At 63.4% G+C, this 22,474-nt stretch carries 15 protein-coding genes and 1 pseudogene; 9 read left to right on the top strand and 7 right to left on the bottom strand.

What is annotated here, in order from left to right; all coding sequences use genetic code 11:
- The first annotated feature begins 217 nt into the window (after positions 1-217).
- From uraH (MKK67_RS12655) to uraD, 3 genes are read left to right on the top strand one after another with little or no spacing between them, the layout of a single operon-like run.
- Complete coding sequence (uraH, locus tag MKK67_RS12655; protein WP_243965234.1) at positions 218-742, top strand: hydroxyisourate hydrolase; 525 nt, start codon at positions 218-220, stop codon at positions 740-742.
- 55 nt (positions 743-797) lie between these two features.
- Positions 798-1,151: a hydroxyisourate hydrolase gene (gene uraH / locus MKK67_RS12660; RefSeq protein WP_243965236.1), complete on the top strand. Its 354-nt coding sequence runs from the start codon at positions 798-800 to the stop codon at positions 1,149-1,151.
- 6 nt (positions 1,152-1,157) lie between these two features.
- Positions 1,158-1,676, top strand: coding sequence for a 2-oxo-4-hydroxy-4-carboxy-5-ureidoimidazoline decarboxylase (gene uraD, locus MKK67_RS12665; protein ID WP_243965239.1), 519 nt, complete (start codon positions 1,158-1,160; stop codon positions 1,674-1,676).
- A gap of 49 nt (positions 1,677-1,725) precedes the next feature.
- Here the strand turns inward: uraD and MKK67_RS12670 are convergent, their stop codons facing one another.
- From MKK67_RS12670 to MKK67_RS12685, 4 genes are all read right to left on the bottom strand, one after another.
- The gene (locus MKK67_RS12670) at positions 1,726-2,142 is read right to left on the bottom strand and encodes a DUF3830 family protein (RefSeq protein WP_243965240.1); all 417 of its coding nucleotides are present in this window, start codon (positions 2,140-2,142) and stop codon (positions 1,726-1,728) included.
- A 99-nt stretch (positions 2,143-2,241) separates the two neighbouring features.
- Positions 2,242-3,588, bottom strand: a complete 1,347-nt coding sequence (locus tag MKK67_RS12675) for a dicarboxylate/amino acid:cation symporter (protein WP_243965262.1) — start codon at positions 3,586-3,588, stop codon at positions 2,242-2,244.
- A 91-nt stretch (positions 3,589-3,679) separates the two neighbouring features.
- Positions 3,680-4,324, bottom strand: a complete 645-nt coding sequence (locus MKK67_RS12680; protein ID WP_243965241.1) for a GntR family transcriptional regulator — start codon at positions 4,322-4,324, stop codon at positions 3,680-3,682.
- A gap of 774 nt (positions 4,325-5,098) precedes the next feature.
- Entirely contained in the window at positions 5,099-6,364 is a 1,266-nt protein-coding gene (locus tag MKK67_RS12685) for a winged helix-turn-helix domain-containing protein (RefSeq protein WP_279601601.1), read from the bottom strand.
- A 321-nt stretch (positions 6,365-6,685) separates the two neighbouring features.
- On the opposite strand from MKK67_RS12685, the gene MKK67_RS12690 reads away from it, so the two are divergent.
- The 4 genes and pseudogenes from MKK67_RS12690 (at position 6,686) to MKK67_RS12710 (ending at position 14,571) form a co-directional block, all read left to right on the top strand.
- The gene (locus MKK67_RS12690; RefSeq protein WP_243965244.1) at positions 6,686-7,843 is read left to right on the top strand and encodes a Gfo/Idh/MocA family protein; all 1,158 of its coding nucleotides are present in this window, start codon (positions 6,686-6,688) and stop codon (positions 7,841-7,843) included.
- Positions 7,844-8,334: 491 nt separating this feature from the next.
- Positions 8,335-9,483 (top strand): annotated as a pseudogene (locus tag MKK67_RS32935) (alpha/beta hydrolase).
- A 1,922-nt stretch (positions 9,484-11,405) separates the two neighbouring features.
- On the top strand, positions 11,406-14,111 hold the full coding sequence (locus MKK67_RS12705) for a PAS domain-containing protein (protein WP_243965248.1): 2,706 nt from the start codon (positions 11,406-11,408) through the stop codon (positions 14,109-14,111).
- Positions 14,112-14,163: 52 nt separating this feature from the next.
- Positions 14,164-14,571, top strand: a complete 408-nt coding sequence (locus tag MKK67_RS12710; protein WP_147937711.1) for a response regulator — start codon at positions 14,164-14,166, stop codon at positions 14,569-14,571.
- Between the two features lie 401 nt (positions 14,572-14,972).
- On the opposite strand, the gene MKK67_RS12715 is transcribed toward MKK67_RS12710, so the two are convergent.
- A complete protein-coding gene (locus MKK67_RS12715; protein WP_243965250.1) occupies positions 14,973-16,043 on the bottom strand; it encodes a threonine aldolase family protein in 1,071 nt (356 codons plus the stop codon).
- A 15-nt stretch (positions 16,044-16,058) separates the two neighbouring features.
- Positions 16,059-16,973, bottom strand: coding sequence for an amino acid ABC transporter substrate-binding protein (locus MKK67_RS12720; RefSeq protein WP_243965253.1), 915 nt, complete (start codon positions 16,971-16,973; stop codon positions 16,059-16,061).
- Positions 16,974-17,018: 45 nt separating this feature from the next.
- Here MKK67_RS12720 and MKK67_RS12725 point away from each other — a divergent pair, with 45 nt between their 5' ends.
- Both MKK67_RS12725 and MKK67_RS12730 read left to right on the top strand, forming a co-directional pair.
- Positions 17,019-18,038, top strand: a complete 1,020-nt coding sequence (locus MKK67_RS12725; protein ID WP_243965255.1) for a LysR substrate-binding domain-containing protein — start codon at positions 17,019-17,021, stop codon at positions 18,036-18,038.
- Between the two features lie 331 nt (positions 18,039-18,369).
- Complete coding sequence (locus MKK67_RS12730) at positions 18,370-20,334, top strand: alpha/beta hydrolase domain-containing protein (protein ID WP_313899015.1); 1,965 nt, start codon at positions 18,370-18,372, stop codon at positions 20,332-20,334.
- 670 nt (positions 20,335-21,004) lie between these two features.
- Here MKK67_RS12730 and MKK67_RS12735 read toward each other — a convergent pair.
- Positions 21,005-22,195, bottom strand: a complete 1,191-nt coding sequence (locus MKK67_RS12735; RefSeq protein WP_243965260.1) for a cupin domain-containing protein — start codon at positions 22,193-22,195, stop codon at positions 21,005-21,007.
- Positions 22,196-22,474 lie beyond the last annotated feature (279 nt).

The raw sequence follows: 22,474 nt of genomic DNA on the forward strand, positions 1-22,474 counted from the left end.
CAACTGCGTCCGACCGCATTCGTCGCTGGGCTATCGGCCGCCCGCGCCCGTCAGCTACCCAGATCTGGCCTTCCGGCTACCCATGGCCGCCACCATGCAGTAGCCTCTCAATCGGCTCGGTCTAAAATACCGGTCAGGCCACCCGGGACTAGAGCGGCGCGCAGCATCCCGCGCCGCGCACGAGCCGGCCTAATCTGACTGACACCAGGAGCCAACCTTGGATCATCCCTCAAACCGATCCGAACTGACGCGACGCAGCCTCGTCCGCGTCGGCCTCGGCACCGCGGCGGTGGCTTCCGCAAGCACGGTGATGGCGCAGGGCGCACCCACGAGCCCTCCGGCCAAACCCGGCGCGCTGACCACCGCCCCGACTTCGCAGACCGGCCTCTCTCCGCGGTTGACCCTGCACGCCATCGACAATTTCCATGGCACGCCCGCCGCCGGCATGGTCTGCGACCTCGCGATGCTCGATGGCGAGGGCTACAAGCCACTCAAAATCATCACCACCACGGCGACCGGGCGCCCGGCCGACCCGGTGCTCGTCGATGACGCCTTCAAGACTGGCCACTACGAGCTGGTGATGCATTTCGAGGAATACTTCTCAAAGCTCGGCGTAAAGCTACCCAGCCCGAACTTCCTGAGCCTGGTGCCGATCCGCTTCCAGATCCGCGATGCCGGCCAGCGTTACCACCTGCCGGTGCTGCTCACGCCCTGGGGCTATTCGTACTATCGGGGTAGCTGAGATCGGCACCGGCCAAACGGATAGACCCCATCCCTCGCTCAGGACACCGAAGATCATGGCCGGCATCTCGACCCACGTCCTCGACACCGACCGCGGCCGTCCCGCCAGCGGGGTGCGCATCGACTTCTCGATGATGGAGGACGGCAAGTGGCGCCTCGTGAGAAGCGTCGTCACTAACGCCGATGGGCGCACCGACAAGCCGATCCTGCCCGGCGACGAGGCCAAGGTTGGCCAGTACGAGCTGGTGTTCCACGTCACCGACTACCTGAAGGCTCGGTCTGGCACGTCCGAGGCCGACATTTTCATCGACGACCCCGTGGTGCGCTTCGCGATCTTCGACGCCAAGCAGCATTACCACGTGCCGATGCTGTGCGCGCCGGGCAGCTTCACCACCTACCGCGGCAGCTGAGGCCCCGTGCCCGACATCGCCGCCGTCAACGGCCTGGATCGGGACGCCTTCGTCGTCCTACTCGGTGGGGTGTTCGAGCACGCCGCTTGGGTGGCGGAGGCCGCTTGGCTGGGCCGCCCCTTCGCCAGCGTCTCGGACTTGCACGCGGCGATGATGGCTGCGGTACGCGCCGCCCCGCCAGATCGGCGTCTGGCTTTCCTCAACGGTCATCCGGAACTCGCCGGCCCTGAGGCGCGGGCAAAGAGCATGACCGCCGAGTCCGTGAGCGAGCAGGGCGCCGCCGGGCTCGACCGGATGCCGCAGCAGGACGCGGACGCCTTCGATCGGTTGAACCCAGCCTATCGGCAGAAATTCGGCTTCCCGTTCATCGTTGCCGTGCGTGGCCGGGACCGAAGCGAGATCCTCGCGCTGTTCAAAGCGCGCCTCCTGTGCTCGCGGGACGAGGAGGCGTCTGCCGTCCTCGATGAGATCGCCGCGATCACGCGGATGCGGCTCGATCGGCTGTTGAGCGAAGGAAGTATCTGATCCGCTATATAGTGGCCGATACCGCCCATACGTTCAGACGAATTGTTCATTATTCATGTATCTCGAAGACAATCGGTTGAGCGCCCTGCCACAGCGCCATCTCGCCGAGCTTACGCAGGTTCTCCAAGCCAGAGGTCAACGTGATGAAGTGGTTGCCCGCGAGCTGGCCCATCTTCGAGGCGAATTGCACGCCGCCGTAGGCGAGCAGGATTTCGGTCTCGCTGATGCCACCGGGATAGAGGATAATCTGCCCTGGGGCTGGGTAGCTGGTGTGGTTTTCGTAACTGACCCCAAAATCGAGGTCGCCCAGCGGCATCCACACGCCCTCGCCACTCCACCGCACATGTACCGCCTTGGTCATGAACGGCATGCGCACTCGAAAGGCGGCGCAGGTCTTCGGTGCTGCCTCCTCTTCAAACCGGGCACCAAACTCGAACGGCCCCGCCGTCACTCGCAACTCGCTCATTGATGCATACCCCTCTCTTCACCTTGAGCCGATCACGTCCTTCGGGACATGACCGCCCGCGATCCCTACGGATAATCGCGGGTGGTCGAAACGCCGGCCTCAGGCGGGCTGCTCGCCCGTCGAGATGACCGCAATGTCCGACGGTGGGTTGTCGAGTACAGCCTGAGCACGAGCCCGATCGAGATCGCCCTCCCAGGCGGCGATAACGACGGTCGCGACGCAGTTGCCGATTAGGTTACCGACGGCGCGCGCCATGCCGATGAACCAATCGACCGAGAGCACCAGTACGAGACCGATCGCTGGGATCGAGGGCACCGCATTCAGCGTCGCGGCCAGGATGACGATCGCCGAGCCCGGCACACCGTGGGCACCCTTCGAGGTGACGAGCGAGATGCCGAGCACGAGCATCAGGTCGCCGAACGACAGCGGCGTGCCAGTAGCCTGAGCGATAAACACCACCGCCAGTGTCAGGTAGATCGAGAAGGCGTCGAGGTTGAACGAGTAGCCGGTGGGGACGACGAGCCCGACGACCGAGGGTTTGACGCCCATGTACTCGAGTTTGCGCATGATCTGCGGGAGCACGGCGTCCGACGACGCGGTGCCGAGCACGATGGTCAGCTCCTCGCGCAGGTAAGCCAGGAACTTGAAGATATTGACCCCGGCGAGGCGCAGCACCGAGCCGAGGATGACGATTACAAAGAACGCGACGGCAAAGTAGAACAGTCCGACGAGAGATAGCAGCTGGGTGAGCGAGCCGACGCCGTACTTGCCAACCGTATAGGCCACCGCACCGAGTACGCCGAGCGGGGCGACCCGCACGATCAGTCCCATCGCCTTGAACAGCACACCGGAGACCGCGTCGATCAGGTCGGTGACCTTCTTGCCCTGCTCGCCACCGTACAGCGCCAGTGCGACGCCGAAGAGGATCGCGAAGAACAGCACTTGGAGCACATCGTTGCGTGCCAGGGCATCGAATGAGGTCGTCGGGATGATGTTGAGGATAAAGCTGGAGAAGCCGCCGCCTTGGAGCTTGTGAGCGTTGTCCGCGTAGGTCGAGAGCGCTTTGCCGTCGAGGGTGGCGGTATTGATGTTCATCCCATGACCGGGGCCGACGAGGTAGGCGAGTATGACGCCAAGCGCGAGGGCAACCGTGGTCATGATCTCGAAGTAGACCAGCGCCTTGACGCCGACGCGGCCAACCTTCTTGAGGTCGCCGGTCCCGGCGATGCCGTGCACTACGACGCAGAACACGATCGGCGCGACGATCATCGAGATCAGCTTGAGGAAGCCGTCGCTGAAGAATTTCAAGCCGATCGCGAAGTCGGGCGCTGCCATCCCGAGCACGATGCCAAGCACCAGCCCGACGACGACTTGGAAGAACAGCGATTTGTAGAGCGGCTCGCGTGTCTTGTCCGACGCGGGAAGCGGTATCGAATGAGCCGAAATCACGTGATCTCCTGAAGAATTCCAATCGGGGGGATACGCAACACGCGAGTCGGAGGCGGCTTTTCTTGTTTTGGCCCGGCCGAGCCCACCCTCATTCTCGTCGGGGTGAAAGTTTCAGGGCTTGGCGGAGGTTGGTCAGCGGATCGTCGTCCTTGGCTCGCGTGAGCCCGGCCTCGACGTTGCCGATGTGAGAAACCATGAGATCGGCGGCCCGCTTCAAGTCGCCGCCGGCGAGCGCATTGGTGATCGCCTCGTGTTCGTCGCAGGACGCCGTCGCGTCGTGGACGGACTGGTAGAGCGCCGAGATCAGGACGGTGCGCGCCGTCAGGTCGCGCAGTATGTCGGCAAGTACGCGGTTGCCGAGGGCCTCGACGAGGCAGACGTGGAAGTCGCCGAGCAGGAAGCTGCGCGCCTCCAGGTCGTCGGAGGCGATGGCCGCCCGCTCCCGGACGATGTGGGCCCGCAGCTTGTCGACGACCTCGGGTCCCAGTCGCTGGACGGCCATGAGGATGCCCATCTCGATGGCCTGTCGGGCCTGGAACGCCTCCTGCGCCTCCTCGAAAGAAGGTTTGATCACGAACCAGCCTCGACGGGGGCTGACCTGCACGATACCGCGCGCCTCCAGCCGGATCAGCGCCTCACGGGTCATAGTCCGAGAGACGCTGAACAGGGTGGCGAGGCTCTGCTCGCCGAGGCGAGTTCCAGCCGTGATGCGGCCTGCGAGGATGGCATCCACGATGACGCGATCAATAGAGTCAGGAGTGTCAGGTGCCTGCATGCGGATCAGACTTCCATACAAGATTGGAACGCAAGCAGCGTACCAACGCGGTGGGATCGCGCGGCCTACCGCAAATCAGGGCGTACGATCACCTGAGAAGTCCAGGAACTGAAACTAGGACGGTCCTGCATCCTGAAAGGTTCAAGACCGAGCTTGGTGCAGTCATACGACCGCCTGGCTGATGACGACGGCAATCACTGCGTGGATGATGGCGTTGGGGTGAGGAACCAGACGCAGTCGAAGGGATCGTGGGACGTGTACAAGGTGCTGAGCAAGATCAAGCCGACGAACGCCTACTCGCCGATCCGAGACGGGCTACCGCCCCATCATGCCCAAACAAGACAGCCGTCCTATCAAGGTTACGTGCCGGAAATTCGATCGTTTTCCAGACGAGTGGTCTCAACCGTCAGGTGCCCTACCAGACGAGCTCACGTTCTGTCGGAAAAATATGCCGGGTTTTAAAGCGCCGGAAAAACGCGCAGTCAGGCGTGCATGTCTGCTTCGAGCTACGGCTTGCCAGAAACCGGACGGGCAGCTTTCGGCCAGCTCCGGCCGGCCGCTTTACGCCCATGTGGGTCATTCAGAGAGCTTTGGCCGCTCCTCCATAGCGGACATTCCGCGCAACGGCTGCCTCGCCCGGCGATTAATATACCAGCACGTTCTGGAACTAACACAGACCTCAAAGACGTCTTGATTGGGCCGCGCACCATTCGGAGGTGATCCTCGAAACGATCATGCCGAAGCGATGAGGTCTGATCGGATCGTGGAAAATGGCGATTCGGCAGCTGATGAATGGGCTTCGATGTTCCGGACATCCTCCAGGCCGGGGTGAGCGGCGACCGGCGAGACGACGAGGCTGGGCCGGCCGAGCCACGAAGCCGTCAGCCGAAGCTCCCCTAGCAGCCGCTCCGCGGTATCGGCCGGCGCACCCGGCTCGACGTGGGCACGCTGGACGACCAGGGCGCCGACCTTCCGGTCCGCCTTCAGGTCCACGCGGGCGACGAGCGCACCGTCCATCAGGAAGGGTAGCACGTAGTAGCCGTGCTCGCGCTTGTGGGCGGGGGTGTAGATCTCGAGGCGGTACCGGAAGCCGAACAGCCTCTCCATCCGCGGGCGGTGCCAGACGAGTGGATCGAAGGGCGAGAGTAGCGCGGAAGCGCCGAGCCTGCGCCCGGGCTTCGCATCGCGGTGCAGATAGGCCTGAGGCTGCCAGCTGCGGACATGCACGGGGACGAGCGTACCATCCTCGATCAGCTGCTCGATGGCCGGGACCGCGTCCGCCGGCGGGATCCGGTAGTAGTCGCGCAGATCGTGCGCCGTCGCGATACCGAGCGCCTTCGCGGAACGCGCGAGGAGCGCCCTTCGGGCATCGACGCCGGTCGGCGTCGGAATTTCGAGAACGGCACGGGGCAGCACCCGCTCCGGAAGGTCGTAGACGCGCTCGAAACTGCTCCGACGATGCGTCGAGGCCACCTGTCCCGACCAGAACAGCCATTCGAGCGCGTGCTTGGCGTCGCTCCACTCCCACATGCCCTTCGCGGCCCTGCCGTCGGCGACGTCCGAGGCGGCCAGCGGCCCCTCTCTCTCGATCCGAGCGAGGAGCGCGTCGGCCTCGGCTCGCTTCTCACCCGCGAAGGGCTCGAGCCGCTGCCACACACCCTGGCCGTGGAGTGCGCGGGCCATGCGCCAGCGCAGCAGGGGCTGGAGGTCGACGGGCAGAAGGGATGCCTCGTGCCCCCAGTACTCGAAGAAGCGCTTCGGCCGGGCGACGGAGACCGCGTCGAGCAGGTCGCGATCGTACGGCCCCAGGCGCGAAAACAGCGGCAGGTAGTGGGCGCGCGCCAGGACGTTCACGCTGTCGATCTGCAGCAGGCCGAGCCGGCCGATCGCCGCCCGGATCCGCGCCGCGCCAACGGCGCCGCCTCGGGAAATCGCGTCGAAGCCCTGGGCGGCGAGTGCGATGCGCCGAGCTTCGAGTGCGCTCAGTTCCGTCTTCAGGGCCGGGTCTCCGAGGCGGGTGCGATGGCGTCGATCGAGATCATACGCTTGGCTCCTCCCGCCCGCGACGGGGTCGACCCGCCTTGCTTCGATCGGCTCCTGAACAATTGCTGCACCGCACAGTTGAAGCGTGATGCGCCGACCCGGTGCATGACGCTTCGTTCCTTTCCGCAGGGCGACCTCACGCCCGAGGCCCGCCTGCCACCGGCCGGGAACGACGCCGCCCGTTTCGGCGATGGAGAGTCAGCGGCCGTCGACGGCCCCTGTTCCTCCATCGCCCACCTGAAGCCCAATCCCGACCCGCATCGAACGGAGAGTCTCATGAGCATCGCATCCGCACTCGGCCTGACCTCGGGCAAGAAGATCCGCTACGCCTTCGTCGCCCTAGGCGACATCACCCAGGAGGCGATGCTGCCGGGCGTCGAACACACCGGCAACTCGGAGGTGGTGGCCTTCGTCACGGGCGATTCCGAGAAGGCCCGTCTGGTCGGCGAGAAGTACGGGGTCTCCGACATCTATTCCTACGAGCGGTTCGACGAGCTCCTCGCGTCCGGCAAGATCGATGCGATCTATCTCGCGACCCCGAACTGGCGCCATACCGAGTTCGCCGTCCCCGCCCTGAAGGCCGGCATTCACGTGCTGGTGGAGAAGCCTCTCGAGATCTCGACCGCGAAGTGCCGGGAGATCCTCGACGCGGCCAAGACCTCCTCCGCCAAGCTGATGGTGGCCTATCGCCTTCATTTCGAGCCCGGCACCCTGGCGACCATCGACCTGATCCGGTCGGGCAAGCTCGGCGAGCTCCTCACGTTCTCCTCGACCTTCACGCAGATGGTCTCGCCGGAGAACCACCGGGCCAAGAACGGCGTCGAAGCCGGCCCGATCTTCGACATGGGTCCCTATCCGGTGAACGCGGCCCGGTACGTGTTCGGCGACGAGCCGATCGAGGTGGTCTCGGCGGTCGGCGTGCGCCATCCGGAGGCGGGCCTGGGCGACTTCGACGACACGGTCGCCGTGACCCTGCGCTTCCCGGGCGATCGTCTCGCCCAGTTCGTGCTCTCCTACTGGGGCAACACGCTCGACACCTACGCGGTGGTCGGCACCAAGGGCAGCGCCGAGGTGAACCCCGGGTACATGTACGGCAAGCCGATCGAGCACGTCGTCACCATCGGCGAGACGAAGTCCCACGAGAGCTTCAAGAACACCGACCACTTCGGCGGCGAGCTAAAGTACTTCTCCGACTGCATCCTGAACGACAAGGAGCCGGAGCCGGACGGCGAGGAGGGCTACGCGGACGCGCGCGTGCTGGAGGGGATCGTCCAGGCGCTGCAGACCAAGGCCGCGGTGACGCTGGAGCCGTTCACGCGCTCGAAGCGGATCGACACGGCCGCCCAGCGGGAGGCGCTCCGCGCGCAGAAGTCGCCCGAGCTCGTCAACACGTCGAACCCGGGCAAGGACAAGGAGAAGGTCCCCGCCAACTGACGTCGGCCGCGGCCCTCATCGTCGCCGACGCTCCCGGGCCCTGACTCGCCGACCGCGCTTTCATGGCGGGGTTCGGCCTACCTTCGACCGGAAGGCTCGGCGGCGGGGTCGGCCCGGGGGTTCGGGGTCGACGACCGTTCTCGTGATCCTTGCCTCGGAGGCCCGACCCGACCGCATCGCGCGGGCCCCAAACGCTGCGTGTCCCCTTCGCCACAGCCGCCCCGCATCTGCGGCGCCGGACTGCCGGGCGCCGCAATCGTACCGCACCTTGTTCATGCCTTCACGATCCGCGAACCACTCGGACGGCCAGGCTGCAGGCGGTTCAGAGGTGCATGCGGGTGTTCGGATTGTCTGGGTTCGGGCGTGGGACGGTCGGCGGCATTGTCGGCATGACGGCGCTCGCCCTCCTGGCGGGCTGCGCGGGCCGTCCCGCCGGCGTTCTCCTGCCGGTCGTCGGCGCCGAGCAGGTGCCGGGCACGTCCCGGGTCGACATGCTCGTCGCCACGACCCGCAAGTCGGCGACCGACAAGGGCATCCTGTTCTCCGGCGAGCGCGGCGACGCCGTGCCCTACACCGACCTCGCGGTCTCGATCCCGCCCGACGCCGCCCGCCAGCCGGGCTCAGTCCAGTGGCCGAAATCGATCCCCGGCAACCCCGCCACCGACTTCGTCGCGCTGCGCGCCGATCCGATCGAGCGCGCGAAGGTCCCGACTTGGATCGGCCGGACCGTCCGCCGAACGGCCAAGCGCCACGTCCTCGTGTTCGTCCACGGCTTCAACAACAAGTTCGAGGACGCCGTCTTCCGGTTCGCTCAGATCGTGCACGACTCCGGCGCCGAGGTCGCGCCCGTGCTGTTCACGTGGCCGTCCCGGGGCTCCGTCCTCGCCTACGGCTACGACCGGGAGAGTACGAACTTCTCGCGCAACGGCCTGGAGACGCTGCTGCGCGACCTGACCAGGGACCCGAACGTCGGCGAGGTGACGATCCTGGCGCACTCCATGGGCAACTGGCTGACCCTGGAGAGCCTGCGCCAGATGGCCATCCGCGATCGGCGAATCGCCCCGAAGATCCGGAACGTCATCCTGGCCGCCCCGGACGTCGACATGGACCTCGCCCGCGCCGCCTTTCACGACATGGGCAAGGACCGACCGCGGCTGACCCTGATGGTGTCCGGCGACGACCAGGCGCTCGCCGTCTCCAGGCTGGTCTGGGGCGACAGCGTCCGCCTCGGCGCCATCGATCCGAACGCCTAACCCTACAAGTCAGAGCTCGAGCGCGAGAACGTCTCCGTCCTGAACCTGACCTCAGTCAAATCGAGCGACGCCCTCAACCACGGCAAGTTTGCCAGCGGCGACGTGGTCGCCCTCCTGGGGAAGCGTCTTGCGGACGGGCAACCGATCTCGGACGGACAGATCGGCATCGGCGACAGGCTGGTAAGCACGGCTGCCGGCGCCGCGTCCACGGTCGCCACCGGTGCCGCCCTCGCGGTGGCCGCCCCCGTCGCCCTGGTCGATCCCCAAACCCGCGAGACCTACGGCGAGCACCTGTCGAATGTCGGCTCCGGCTTCCGCAACACCCTGGGATCGACGGTCGATCTCGCTGGCGCGCCGGTGCGGGCGGTCGTCGGCGGCGAGCGGTAGCCGACCGTTCCCGTCCTAATGAGTGACCCTCCTGGGTGACCACAGATCAATTCCGGTCCGACATGGCGTATGGTAGTCGGATGAGACGCTTCGAGACACTCGCAGGATGCTCAGGTACGTTTTATGTGGATGGCTTTGAAGCTGAAGTCCAAATTTTTACTAACACGGAAGATTTTTTAATATTAGATTATTTCTACGCTCGTGTATACCTGTCAGTTGCCGATCGGCATTGGAACGGAACCCGCTACGGTTTTCTAAGGAGAAGCGGTCTGAGCTACTAAATTGCGGATGCCGGCTGTGAGCGCCTTGAAAACTGATCTACATGTTTCAGCGCGAAGTGGAAGGCGATGTCCGCTTTGAGGCAGTGGAAACAGCCTTTTTTTTTAGGCGGCAGCGGGTCGTAAGCAGGATGGCCGCTTTTCCGACCGACCTTCTCCGAAGAGGACAGGCGGCTTTCGGCCATTCAATGACGCCGGCGTGCTCGCTGAGCGGCTGGGTTGGGTGGATTCGCGCCGGTCGGCTTCCGAAGCTCTGAGCCATTGAAGCGGACGATGGCGAAAGCCCGATTAGGAACCAATGCCACCCAGCCGAGGATGTATGCTCTCCCCTCGGACGCGACCTCTTAACTTCGTCGCACTCCCGCGCACGCTCAGAAGTAGGAATCTGACGGGGCCTATGCCCGAAGCGCACGCGATGCGCGCCACGATGGCGAAGGGGAACTGTGCGTTTTTGCCCCAAGTTTTCGGCAATCCGCCAAGGCGCTTGAGGACTAGTTCAGTCCGCACGTCCTTTCGCTCGCGGGCTGGAACTCCGTGCGGGCCGAGCTTCTACCGCGGCTACCTTTCAAACGAACCCGCGGGCAGCTGCAGATTTTCTGTCTTTTGAGGCTATAACAATGTGCTTTCTTCCCGCTGGTGTCTTCGCTGTCGTCGTCATGGCGACGCCCGTTTCCGCCTTGAACGCAGGGGACACGATGCAAACTTGGGCGGGAGCGTCGTCCACGGACAAGGATGATTTACTGCGAAAGCTTGACGCGGTGAGGGCTGGAGAGACCTCCCGAGATCGTGTGCGCTCTTGCCTTGACGACACCTCAAAAACGGCCGGCCATTCGAATTTGCCGATCTCAGAGGTAGCAAAGGCTTGCTTCGAACAGGCTGCAACAGAAAATATATAGTCACCCCATATCGATCATGCTTGCTCAGCTATCAACGACCGAAGCTGCCACATGCAACAAAGGGCTGGTCGGCCACCTGATGCGGAAATTATGACCGGCTGCGCGCAAGCCGCTTGGTCAGGCGGCGATAGATGACTGGTACGAATGGAAAGCGGGCCCGAGTTTGTCATCTAAACGTGGATACTCGTAGTACCGAGTTTCAGTAGATTGAGGTGTTCGCCGAGAACCTCGCCGTCGAGACCGGGTTCTAATGATTTTGTCCTTTCTGTTCTTGATGGCTCTCGCCGTGATCGAGACCTTGATCCATCCCATGGCGCCCCCCAGTCTGCTGAGGTGGTCTACTGGATCATTTTCCTGCAGGTGAGCAGCGAGTTCTGGTATCGGCGGTTTCGTAGAAACCGCATGGCGGGAACGCGACCCGCGGCCTCTTCACTCGATACGAGCGGGGTTGCGGCCCCCACTGCCCGCACCGGGATGGGGGAGTGAAACCACCCCGCAAACGGATCACGGAGGGCATGCTCAAACCGAACCATGCGGATCGGCTGAGTTGGGTGGATTGCCGCCTGTCTGCTTTCGGGAGACCATGGGCAACAAAGGACGTCGTTGTTGCGCTAACTCACGATCTTCCGCAGACTTGAGCGGAAAAATCACAAGCCGGTTTTAGCGGCGGGGCGCAAAGCGTCAGCGCCCTAGCCTCGGACCGCGCTATGACATAACCCCATCATTACGGCAGATGGGCGGGGGCGCCTTGACTGACACCGACATGACGGCAAGGCGTCGCGATGCCCTGGCCAGCTATGCCATCCTGGATACCGAAGCAGAGGCCGAGTTCGACGAGATCGTAGAGGCGGCGTCGGCAGCATGCGGCATGCCGGTGTCGCTGATCTCGCTGCTCGACGTCGATCGGCAATGGTTCAAAGCCGAGACCGGGTTCGGCTCGCGCGAAACCCCTCTTTCCTCCTCGATCTGCGCCCTCACCGCCGGACAGCGCGATGTGTTCGTGATCCCGGACACGACCGAGGACCCCCGCACGGCCGACAACCCGCTGGTGACGGGAGCACCTCACGTGCGGTTTTACGCGGGCGTGCCGTTGGAGACGGCCGATGGTGTCGCCCTCGGCGCGCTGTGCGTGCTCGATACCAAGCCCAACGCGCTCAATGCCTCACAGACGCTGATCCTGCGCACCCTGGCGCGTCAGGCGATGACCACGCTGGAGTTGCGCCGGGCACTCAAGGGGCGCCGCGAGAGCGACCGTCGCAATAAGGCGATCCTGGAAAGCGCGATCGATTACGGCATCATCTCGATGGATCTGACCGGCCACGTAACGACCTGGAACGCCGGGGCCGAGCAGATCCTCGGATGGACCGAAGCCGAGATGCTTGGGCAGCACGCCAACGTGTTCTTCACACAGAAGGACGAGCGCGATCAGATCGCAGAGAGGGAGATGGGTTCCGCGCTGCTTCACGGCCGCGGCTCCGACGAGCGTTGGCACCGCAGAAAGGACGGCAGCCTGTTCTGGGCGAGCGGTGAGATGATGCCGCTCCTCGACGAGCGGGGCACCCCCGAGGGCTTCCTCAAAATCCTGCGTGACCGCACTGAGCAGCGCAACGCTGCCGCCAAGCAGCAGGCCGACGCCGAGTTCATGCGCAGCGTGCTGAGTTCCTCGGCCGACTGCATTAAGGTGCTCGATCTCGACGGTGGCCTCACCTTCATGAATGAGGGCGGCTTGCGGGTTATGGAGTTGAGCGACTTCAACCTCGTCAAAGGCTGCCCTTGGCCGGATTTCTGGCAAGGCCAGGGCCATACTGACGCCCACGCGGCACTGGACGCGGCTAGAGCTGGCGGCGTCGGCCATTTCCAAGGCCCGGCAAACACCTACATCGGCACGCCGCGATGGTGGGACGTGCAGGTGACGCCGATCCTCGGTCCGAATGGGCAGCCGGAGAAGCTGCTGTCCGTCTCCCGCGATATTACCGGCCAGAAGGCCATCGAGAGCCAACTCACCATCAGTGAAGAGCGTTGGCGCGGCCTGTTCACCGGGATGCAGGAAGGCTTCCTAAGCGCGGAGTTGATCCGCGGTACGGCTGGCCGCGCAGTGGATTTCCACCTGCTGGAGGTCAACCCTGCCTTCGCCCGGCTCACCGGGCTGCCGGTCGATAGCGCTGGACGGACGATACGCGAATTGATCCCAAACATCGCGCAATCGCTGATCGATACCTATGCCCGCGTGATCGAAACCGGCCAGCCCGAGACCTTCGAGATCCACGTCCCCGAATTGCGTCGCACGTTCGAGGTTCGAGCCCGGAAACAGGGTGAGCAGCAGTTCGCGGCACTGTTCCTGGAGATTTCAGAGCGCAAGCGAACCGAGGCTCGCCGAGCCGCGATGATAGAACTGGGCGACTGCCTGCGCGACGTAGGCGACAAGGAGGAGATCAGTCGGATCGCAGCCGAGATCCTGGGGCGGACGCTGGGCTTGAGCCACGCAGGCTATGGTCAGGTTGATCCAGAGGCGGAGACGATCTTGGTGGCGCACGAGTGGACCGGGGCGGGCCTCACCAGCATTGCCGGGCTGCACCGTTTCCGGACCTACGGCACGTACATCGACGACCTCAAAGCCGGTCGCAACGTCGTCATCGAAGACCTTGGCTCCGACGCCAGGACGGCAGCCGATGCCGAAGCGTTCGCCGCGATCCACGCCCGCGCGCTGATCAATCTGCCGGTGATGGAGCATGGTCGGTTCGTGGCGCTGTTCTACGGCGTAAGGGCGGAGCCGGGGGTATGGGCACCGGAAGACATCGCCTTCGTGCGTCATGTCGCCGACCGCACGCGCTCGACCGTCGCGCGGGTAGAGGCGGAGGAGCAGCAGCGTATCCTCAATCTCGAACTCAGCCATCGCCTGAAGAACACCCTGACCCTAGTGCAATCGATCGCCTCGCAGACTTTGCGCAACGCAGAGAACCTGCGGGAGGCTCGTGACGCGTTGGCGGCGCGTCTCGTCTCCCTGGGCAAGTCGCACGACATCCTCCTGACTGGACGCAGCGACAGTGCGCCGATCACCGCCCTCATCGACGGCACATTATCCCTACACCAGGACGGGGAGACGCGGTTTCGAACCTGTGGTCCCGAACTTCCGCTCGGCCCCTCTGCCGCTCTGGCGCTCGGGCTTATCCTGCACGAGCTTGCGACCAACGCATCCAAGTACGGTGCGCTGACCTGCCCGGCGGGCTACGTCTCACTGGAATGGTCCATTCATGGCCAGGGCGCCGAGGCGATGTTCCAGATGGTCTGGTCAGAGCACGGCGGGCCGCCGGTTACCCCGCCGAGCCGCAGTGGGTTCGGTTCGCGCCTGATCCAGCGGGGTCTGGCGGGCGGTACGGTCGATACCCGCTACCCAACCGAAGGCGTCGTCTGCACGCTGACCTCATCGCTGGCGAGCCTCAGCGCGGGAATGTGATCGCTACGCCGAAACACGCAGGACCTTTTCTCCGCGTCAGGAATTAGGGCCTATGGAAAAAGATTTGCCGTCCGCCCCCTACGCCCTGGTCGTCGAGGATGAAGGGCTGATCCGTATGGATGCGGTCGATATCCTAGAACAAGCGGGGTTCCGGACACTTGAAGCCGTAACGGGCGATCATGCGGCTGAGCTATTGCGCCAGCATCATCAGGATGTGGTCCTCCTGTTCACCGACGTAGAGATGCCCGGCTCACGCAACGGCTTCACACTCGCGCGTGAGACCGCGCAGGCATACCCGCACATCTCGATCGTGGTTGCGTCCGGCCGAGTGACGCCGGGTCCCGACGATCTGCCAGAGGGTGCGCGCTTCATCGCCAAGCCGTTCAGTGCACAAATTGTCCATCACCATGTGCGGAAGGTTATGCCAGACGATCACATGCCTTCTCAGCTTAAGACTTGAGGGGAACGCATCACTCTTGTCTTATTTTTGTGTGTAACGCGGCTTCTTGTTGTCCCAAGCCGATGTTGTTGTCTGGCTGACCAGTGGCCGCTTTCGGGAAGGGTCGATAGCCGTTCGCACGACCGAGTTGGATCGATAGAAGGCCGTCCGCTTTTCCTGCGTACCTTCTCGGAAGCAGCCATTCCGCTTTCGGCCAGGATCGGTCGACTGACTAATTGAATCGAACAGTTTTGATGCATCTCCTTAAAAATTTAGTTTTAAGCAAGCAGACAAACTGCATATCTTTGATAATAGTGTGGCATAATAAATAACTTCGCGAATTTTATTTATTTTGTTTGATCTTCAGAACCTAAATTTGCCTTGATTTCCAATTTCATATAGATGGGCATCAGTGATTAATGTCAGATTTTTGCAATATTTAGGCGTGATCCAAAAATTGCAACCGCTTGGTCAATGTCGGCTGGCCCGATGTGACGATGGGTGACGAGCCGGAGGTGGGTTTCACCTAGCGGGCGCACTCTCACACCCGCGGCCTCCAAATCGGTGACCCAAAGCTCGCTACCACGGCCGGTGCGCGATAGATCGACTTGAACGATGTTGGTTTGCGGCACACTTGCAGAAATGCTGGGATGCAGCGCGTTCAGCCCATCGCTGAGTTGGCGGGCGCTTGCGTGGTCGTCGGCTAGCCGCGCGCCCATCACGGTCACTGCTTCCAGGCCAGCCGCGGCCATGATGCCGAGTTGACGCTGCGTTCCGCCGATCATTTTGCGGATCCGTCGTGCATCGGCGATCACGGCATCCGGACCGGTCAGAACCGCGCCCACCGGGGCGCTCAAGCCCTTCGACAGACATAGCGACACCGTACCAGCATGGACCGCAAGCTCTGCCGGTGCGAGCCCGAGGTAGGTGGCGGCATTGAACAGTCGCGCCCCGTCCAGATGCACGAGGATACCGCGCGAGCGAGCCATCTCCGCCACGGCCGCCATGTGTGAGACGGGCGGCACCGCGCCGCCAGCCGCGTTGTGCGAGGTCTCCAGCGCTATCATCGCCGTCCGGAGCGGGCTGGCGGAAGGCCGTAAAGCGTCCTCCAACCGGTTGAGATCCATCGCCCCACCGCAACCCGTGATTCCAAGTAGGAAGGCGCCGGTGAAGGTGGCTGCCCCACGCTCAGTGGTGACCATGTGAGCCTGTGCTTCCAGCAGGATCTGCTCGCTGCGCTGTACCTGCGCGAGGATCGCCAGGAGGTTGGCCATGGTGCAGGTGGGTACGAACAAGCCGGCGTCTTTGCCAAGCATCGCGGCGGTAGTCGCCTCCAGTTCGCGCACCGTCGGGTCGCCCTCAAGACCGTCATCGCCGAGCGGAGCGGTGCGCATCCGTTCGTACATCGCCTCGGTCGGCCGCGTGACGGTATCGCTGCGCAGGTCGACCGCGGTGGAGCCGGGGCTGGAGGCGACGGATATGGAGGAGGCCATGATGCGGGGTGCCGGCTATCGGTAATCGGCTTCGTCGCCGGAGTCGGTCGGCTTCGCGAGTGCGCGCTTCAAGATCTCACTCATCGGAAGTTCGAGATTGATGCCCTTGGGCGGGATCGGGGACTCGAAATATTTGGTGTAGAGTCTGGCTACGGTACCGTCCTCGATCAGCTTGACGACCGCTTTGTCGACCTGAGCCTTGAAGTCTGGATCGTCCTTGGGCTCGAGGATGCCATAGGGTGCGAATTCGAGGCCCTTGACGCCTATCTTGAAATCGCCCGGGCGCTTGGCGCCCGCCACGGTCGCGTGCGCGAGCGCATCGTCGTTGACTGAGCCGGCAGCGCGCCCGCTATCCAACAGCAAGAAGGTTTCCGCCGTGTCCTTGGCTGGCATGATCCGGATGTCGAGCTTGTCGCGGACATTGAGGCGAGTGACGACGCGTTGCGTCTCACCTCCGGCCTGAGCTGAGATCGCCTTTCCACGGAACGAAGCGAGGTCGTTCACGTCGACCGGCGCCTCCTTACGCGCCACGAGCACGATCTGTGCGACGAAGGTTGTCGGGGCGAACGCCACGAGCTTATGCCGTTCCGGCAGGTTGCTCGCCGTGCCGCATTCCAAGTCGATCGTACCGTTGTTGATGAGCGGGATCCGTGTCGCCGACATGACGGGAACGTAGCCTACGTCGAGCTTGGCTAATCCGAGCGCGGTCTTGAGCTCCGCGGCCACGTGCTCGCATATCTCCAATGAATAGCCCACCGGCTTGGCGGATCCGTCAAGGAAGGCAAACGGCGGCGACGCATCGGGAAAACCGATGTTGATATGTCCAGAGGTTCGAATTTTGTCCAGTCGACTTTCGCTTTCGGCCGATGCCGGAACTCCAGTTCCTATCCAAACTGCGACGCTGAGCAGTGCGAAACAGGATTTCAACATCGCTTCGGTCCTCATGCTTCTACGAAGGTAGCGAGACGCGGGCCGGTGAGCGATCCGCTGAGGCGATGGTATGGTGTTATCGTGCGGGACGCATACGTCGTCCAATTCCAATTTGCCGGTCGTCCATTCGGATTTGATATGCGCAAGCGGCTGATGAGTTTCCGGCATGTCGAGGCGTTCCGGGCTGTCATAGCGGCCGGCTCGATGACAGCGGCGGCTCAGCGCCTGCATACCTCGCAACCACAGGTGAGCCGCCTGATCGCGCAACTCGAGGCGATAACAGGTTTTCCCTTGTTTGAGCGTGCCGGCGGCCGGCTCGCGCCAACACTCGACGGCATGCGCTTTTCCGCCGAAGTCGAGCGAGCCTTCGTCGGTTTGTCGAGCCTGGAGGCTGCGGCGGTTCGCATCCGCTCATTCGGTTCCGGGCGTCTGCGGGTCGCAGCGATGCCACGTCTGGCTGGTGGGTTGCTCGCGCGGGCTGTGGCCCGATTCAAGACCGAGCATCAGGAGGTGGCTATCGCAATCCATTCCGGCGACGACGTGGCAGTAAGCGAGTGGATCGCCACCGGCTTTTGCGACGCGGCGCTCACGATGATCTACGGTGATGCCCCCGATCCAGCGCCAGAGCACGTCTTGACGATGGATTGTGTCGCCGTGCTGCCCCCGGCCCACCCGCTCGCCGCGCTTGAACGTTTGGAGCCGGCTGATTTTCATGATGCGCCGTTTATCGCATCGCCCCTGGGAAGCACGCTGCGGACGCAGATCGACGCGGTGTTCGAAGCCGCGGGTGTCGCGCCCATAGTCTCTGTCGAGGCAGGGCTGGGCGCATCAATCTGTGTGCTAGTGGCCGCCGGACTAGGTATGAGCTTGATGAACCCTTTAGCAGCTTATGAAGAGGCGAAAGTCTCAAAAATAGAGATCCGGCCTTTTGTGCCCTCTTTGCCCGTACGTTTTGCTCTTCTTTTTCCGCCGGATCATGCTCGAAGTCGGCTTGTTGAAACGTTCAGCAAGCTTGCACGCGAGATGATGCTGGAGGAATTGAGTCGGCTTCCTGGAGGCGCCTGACATCTTTTTGGCGGCTCAACGTTCATATGATCATGTTAAAGGGGCCGTGTGTACAGCCAGTTGCATCGACCGCCGAGGGCAACCATTCTGTCATCGGCTGAATCCGGTCGGCGGCTTTGCGCCCATCTCGGCCGCTCAGCCGACGCTAGCGGCTTCTCCGAAGCGGACGTTGCAACAGCTCAGCTTGTCGGTCTTAGCAGCGTCAGTAGGCTGGCTGACAGGCCGGTCGAAAACGCAACGTCTCAGCAGGCACACTGCTCGACGCGCCGTGCTACCTGTGTTTGCTAACACCATCGGCCTTCCAAACGAGCCGAGCGGGGGGGGGGGGAGCATGGGGACAGGTCGGGTTTTGGCCTGCGCGCTCGGGTGCGCGCTTGGCGTCACGCCAGCCCAGGCGCGCATCATCAGCATCGAGATCGCCACCCTCGAGCCGTTTGCCGGAGGCGCGGAATTTGGATCTACCGGCGCTTACGAGCGGCTCATCGGAGCCGCCCACGGCGAGCTCGATCCTGCGGACCCCGCCAATGCCGGCATCGTCGACATCGCGTTCGCCCCGCGCAATGCACGCGGCATGGTCGAGTACAAAACCGACCTGTTTATTTTGCGGCCGAAAGACCCTGCACGGGGCAGCGGCATGCTGCTGTTCGAGGTGCTGAACCGCGGCCGCAAGTTCTTATTCAACTGGGTGCTGGATGCGCCGGCCCAAGCCGCCCAGGCCGTCAACGATCCGCGCAGCGCCGTCGATGCCGGCACCAGCCTCGTCTTGCGACGCGGTGACACCATCGTCTGGTCGGGCTGGGAGGCAGACGCATTGCGTCAGCAGGGCGGCATGGCGATTGACGTGCCGGTGGCTTCCCAAAACGGCAAGCCGATCGTGGAGATCGTGCGCGACGAACTCGTCAGCGCCACCCGCGGGCCGCCGGAGGCGCCCTTCTATCTCACCTTCAAGGCAGCCAAGCAGGATAAGGCTGGCACGCAGCTTACCGTGCGGCGTCGGGAGGCCGACCCGCCCCGGCCCGTTCCGGCGGATGCGTGGCACTACGCGACGTCGCGGCAACTCGAACTCCTGCCCAAGGGCACCAAGCCCTTGCCGGGCTCGATCTACCAGTTCACCTACCAGGCCACTGAACCGAAGGTGCTCGGCATCGGTTTCGCCGCGACGCGCGACGTGGTCGCCTACCTGCGCAGCGATGCCGCCAGCGGCGCCAACCCGGCGGGCGGAACAATCCGACACACGGTCGCGCTCGGCATCTCACAAAGCGGGCGCTACCTGCGCGACTTCATCTATCAGGGCTTCAATCGCGACGAGACCGGACACCGGGTCTTCGACGGCGTGTTGTCCCACATCGCCGGGATCGGCGGGGTCTTCCTCAATGCGCGCTTCGGCCAACCGTCACGAACGAACACGCAGCACGAAGATCATCTCTATCCGGAAAATACCTTCCCGTTCTCCGCGACGCCCCAGCACGACCCGGTGACGGGACGGACCGGCGCGCTCCTGCGCAACGATGGCTTCGACCCGCTGCTTATTGAGGTGAACACCGGCACTGAGTATTGGCAGAAAGGTGCCTCGCTGCTGACGACGGATCCACTCGGTCGCAAGGACGTCGCCTTGCCCGACCGAGCGCGTGCCTACCTGGTCTCGAGCGCCTTCCATTATGGCCGCGCCGGACTGACCTCGAATAGAGGACCCTGCGCGAACATGCGCAGCACCCTCAATCCGGCACCTGTCCTTCGAGCCCTTCTGGTCGCGCTCGAGGAGTGGGTGACGGACGGCACAGTGCCGCCGGACAGCCGGATTCCGCGCTTATCGGATGGCACGCTGGTCGAGGCAGCCCGGACCGGCTTTCCTTTCATCGTCGGTGTGCCAGTCCCCACCGCGCCGAACACGATCGCGCGCTTCAGCACCTACGTCGATCCCAAGCCTGAGAGCGGGCTACAATACCGGCCACTCGTGCCCCGAGTAGATGCGGACGGCAACGACGTGGCAGGCATTCGCCTGCCGGCCGTTGCCGCACCGCGGGCGACCTTCACGGGTTGGAACCTCTACGCTGATCCCTTCCCTGTGGGCTCCCTATGCGACCGGGAGGGAAGCCAGCTTCCGTTTGCACGAACACGAGCCGAGCGCGAGGCCAACGGGGATCCGCGGACTTCTTTGGAGGAACGCTACCCGGATCTGGATGCCTACCTTGCTGGAGTGGCCAAGTCTGTAGACGTGCTGGTCAAAGATCGCCTGCTTCTGCGCGAGGATGGCGACCGCTTGGTCCAGGCAGCACGGCAGGAGGCTACGCAATAGCAATTTTGGACGAGGCGCACCGATAGTTCGGCTATGCGCAAGCCTCTACATCCGCGACAACCCTGGGCTGGAGACCAAAGCGGTGTTCGAGGAAATCGCCGGCGTCTTTGACAAGCATCAGGCGCGCGAGGGCTCAGCCCGGGGCTGACGAGAGCGCATATCAGAGGGGAGTGCCTTCGTGAGACGTCACCTTGCCGTGCTAAGCTTACTGCTGCCGCTATCTCTATTGGGTATGACGGCCCAGGCTTAGACCATCACCAAGGAAGATGAGCAGATCGACGGCGCTGATCCCGGCGTCCTCAAAGATGGCAGAATTCGTGTAAAATTAGCATAAAAATAGGCATCCGGTTGCCATAAATAGCTAAAAATAGAATTTTTTACGGTTTTGCAATGCGTCTACACTTCCGCGCAGCCTCGGACGCAAGCGGCACGTCTGGTTCTATGGCCCGTCGAACCAAAGCGGTCAGGCCGCTTTCGGCCAGCATCTGCCGCCATGCATCGCTCGCCCGAACGTCTAAGATGGGTGGATTTCTGCCGGTCTGCTTTCGGGCGACCAAGCGGCATAATCAGACGTCTTATACGATGAGTCGGCACAGCAGATTGTCTTAGTTTACGGAGGGCGAGGTTCTACAGAAGGACCTCGCCCTTCTAGTCGATGATATAATTTTGATCAGCTCTGTTTCAGCTTCGCGATCGTCTCGGTCGGCACGCCGGCGAAGTTGTTGGACACGAGATAGTTCGGGCTGGCTTTGATCCAGGCATCGAGGTCGATCTCCTCGAACTTGCCGTTGTCCCAGGTCTGGATGATCTCCAGGTCCTCGTCACCGACATTCTTGATCGCGTGGCCGAAGCCCATCGGGATGTAGGCCACATCGCCCGGATTGAACTCGGCGACCTTGCCGCGACCGCCCGAGCCGAACAGCGCCACCTGGCCCTTACCCTTCAGGTAGAAGTGCCACTCGTTGGCATTCACGTTCCAGTGGAACTTGCGCATCTGGCTGGGCCGGATCGTCATGACGCCGCCCGACATCGACTTGGAAACCGGCCACTCGTCGACGGTCGCAAGACGGAAGGTCCCCCCGTCGAATTCGCGCACGGCGCGTGGGTCCTTCAGGAGCCGGAATTTGTGGGTGGATTCCTTCGGCCAGGGTGCATCGAGCGCCTGGGAGAGCGGAATGACCGGTCCGGCTTGGATGTAGGCCTCGCCCTTCGGGAAGGCGTTGAGCGCTTCCTTCGGCAGCCCAAAATTCTCTGCCAGCATGTCCTTCGGGGACACGTCGACCCAGTCGGTGATCGAGAAGGTGCCGTGCTCCGAGAAGGCGCCGTTGTCGAACGACAGGATGAAGTGGCAGGGCTTGTCGCCGATCGTCTGGATCGAGTGGCCGTGGCCCTTCGGGAAGAACCAGAGGTCGCCTGGCTCGTAATTGTTGATCTCGCTTGCCCCCGACGGATCGAGCACAACCGTCTGGCAGCGGCCGTCAATCACGTAGGCCCACTCGGCGGCGATGGCGTGCCAGTGCAGCTCGCGCGAAGCGCCGGGATCGAGGAACATATGGACGCCCGCGATCCCCTTGCTGATGGGGAACTGGTGAACGGTCGCTTCCTTGGCCCAGCCGCCCGACGTGATTTTCGGGACGTTGCCGTCGAGGGAGAAATGGAAATCGGGCATGGCGCCGACATCCTTAGGGTCGTGGTAGGCGACCTGCGCGCCCGGGGGGAGCTGCTGAACGTCACGGCCGAAGCCGCCCCCGCCCGGCGCGCCGTGATCCGTGGTCGCTGCAGCAGCCTGCTGCGTCAGCGCCACTAGGCCACCGGCTCCAAGGGCGGCGGTTCCCAGAAACGCGCGTCGGTTAGCGTCCATCTTTTGTGTTCCCAAATTTGGCTGCAGCAAGCCCGAGAGAGCTGGGTCTTTGCTGCGTTGCCGTACGTGAAATATTGTATGCCAAAAACTCACGTAGTCGTGATGGATGATTATCAGGGATCGAACGTACCGGCGTGCTGGCCTGACCGGTATTTTAGACCGAGCCGATTGAGAGGCTACTGCATGGTGGCGGCCATGGGTAGCCGGAAGGCCAGATCTGGGTAGCTGACGGGCGCGGGCGGCCGATAGCCCAGCGACGAATGCGGTCGGACGCAGTTG

Origin of the sequence: Methylobacterium sp. J-072 (genome assembly GCF_022829425.1) — a bacterium.
Lineage (GTDB): Bacteria > Pseudomonadota > Alphaproteobacteria > Rhizobiales > Beijerinckiaceae > Methylobacterium.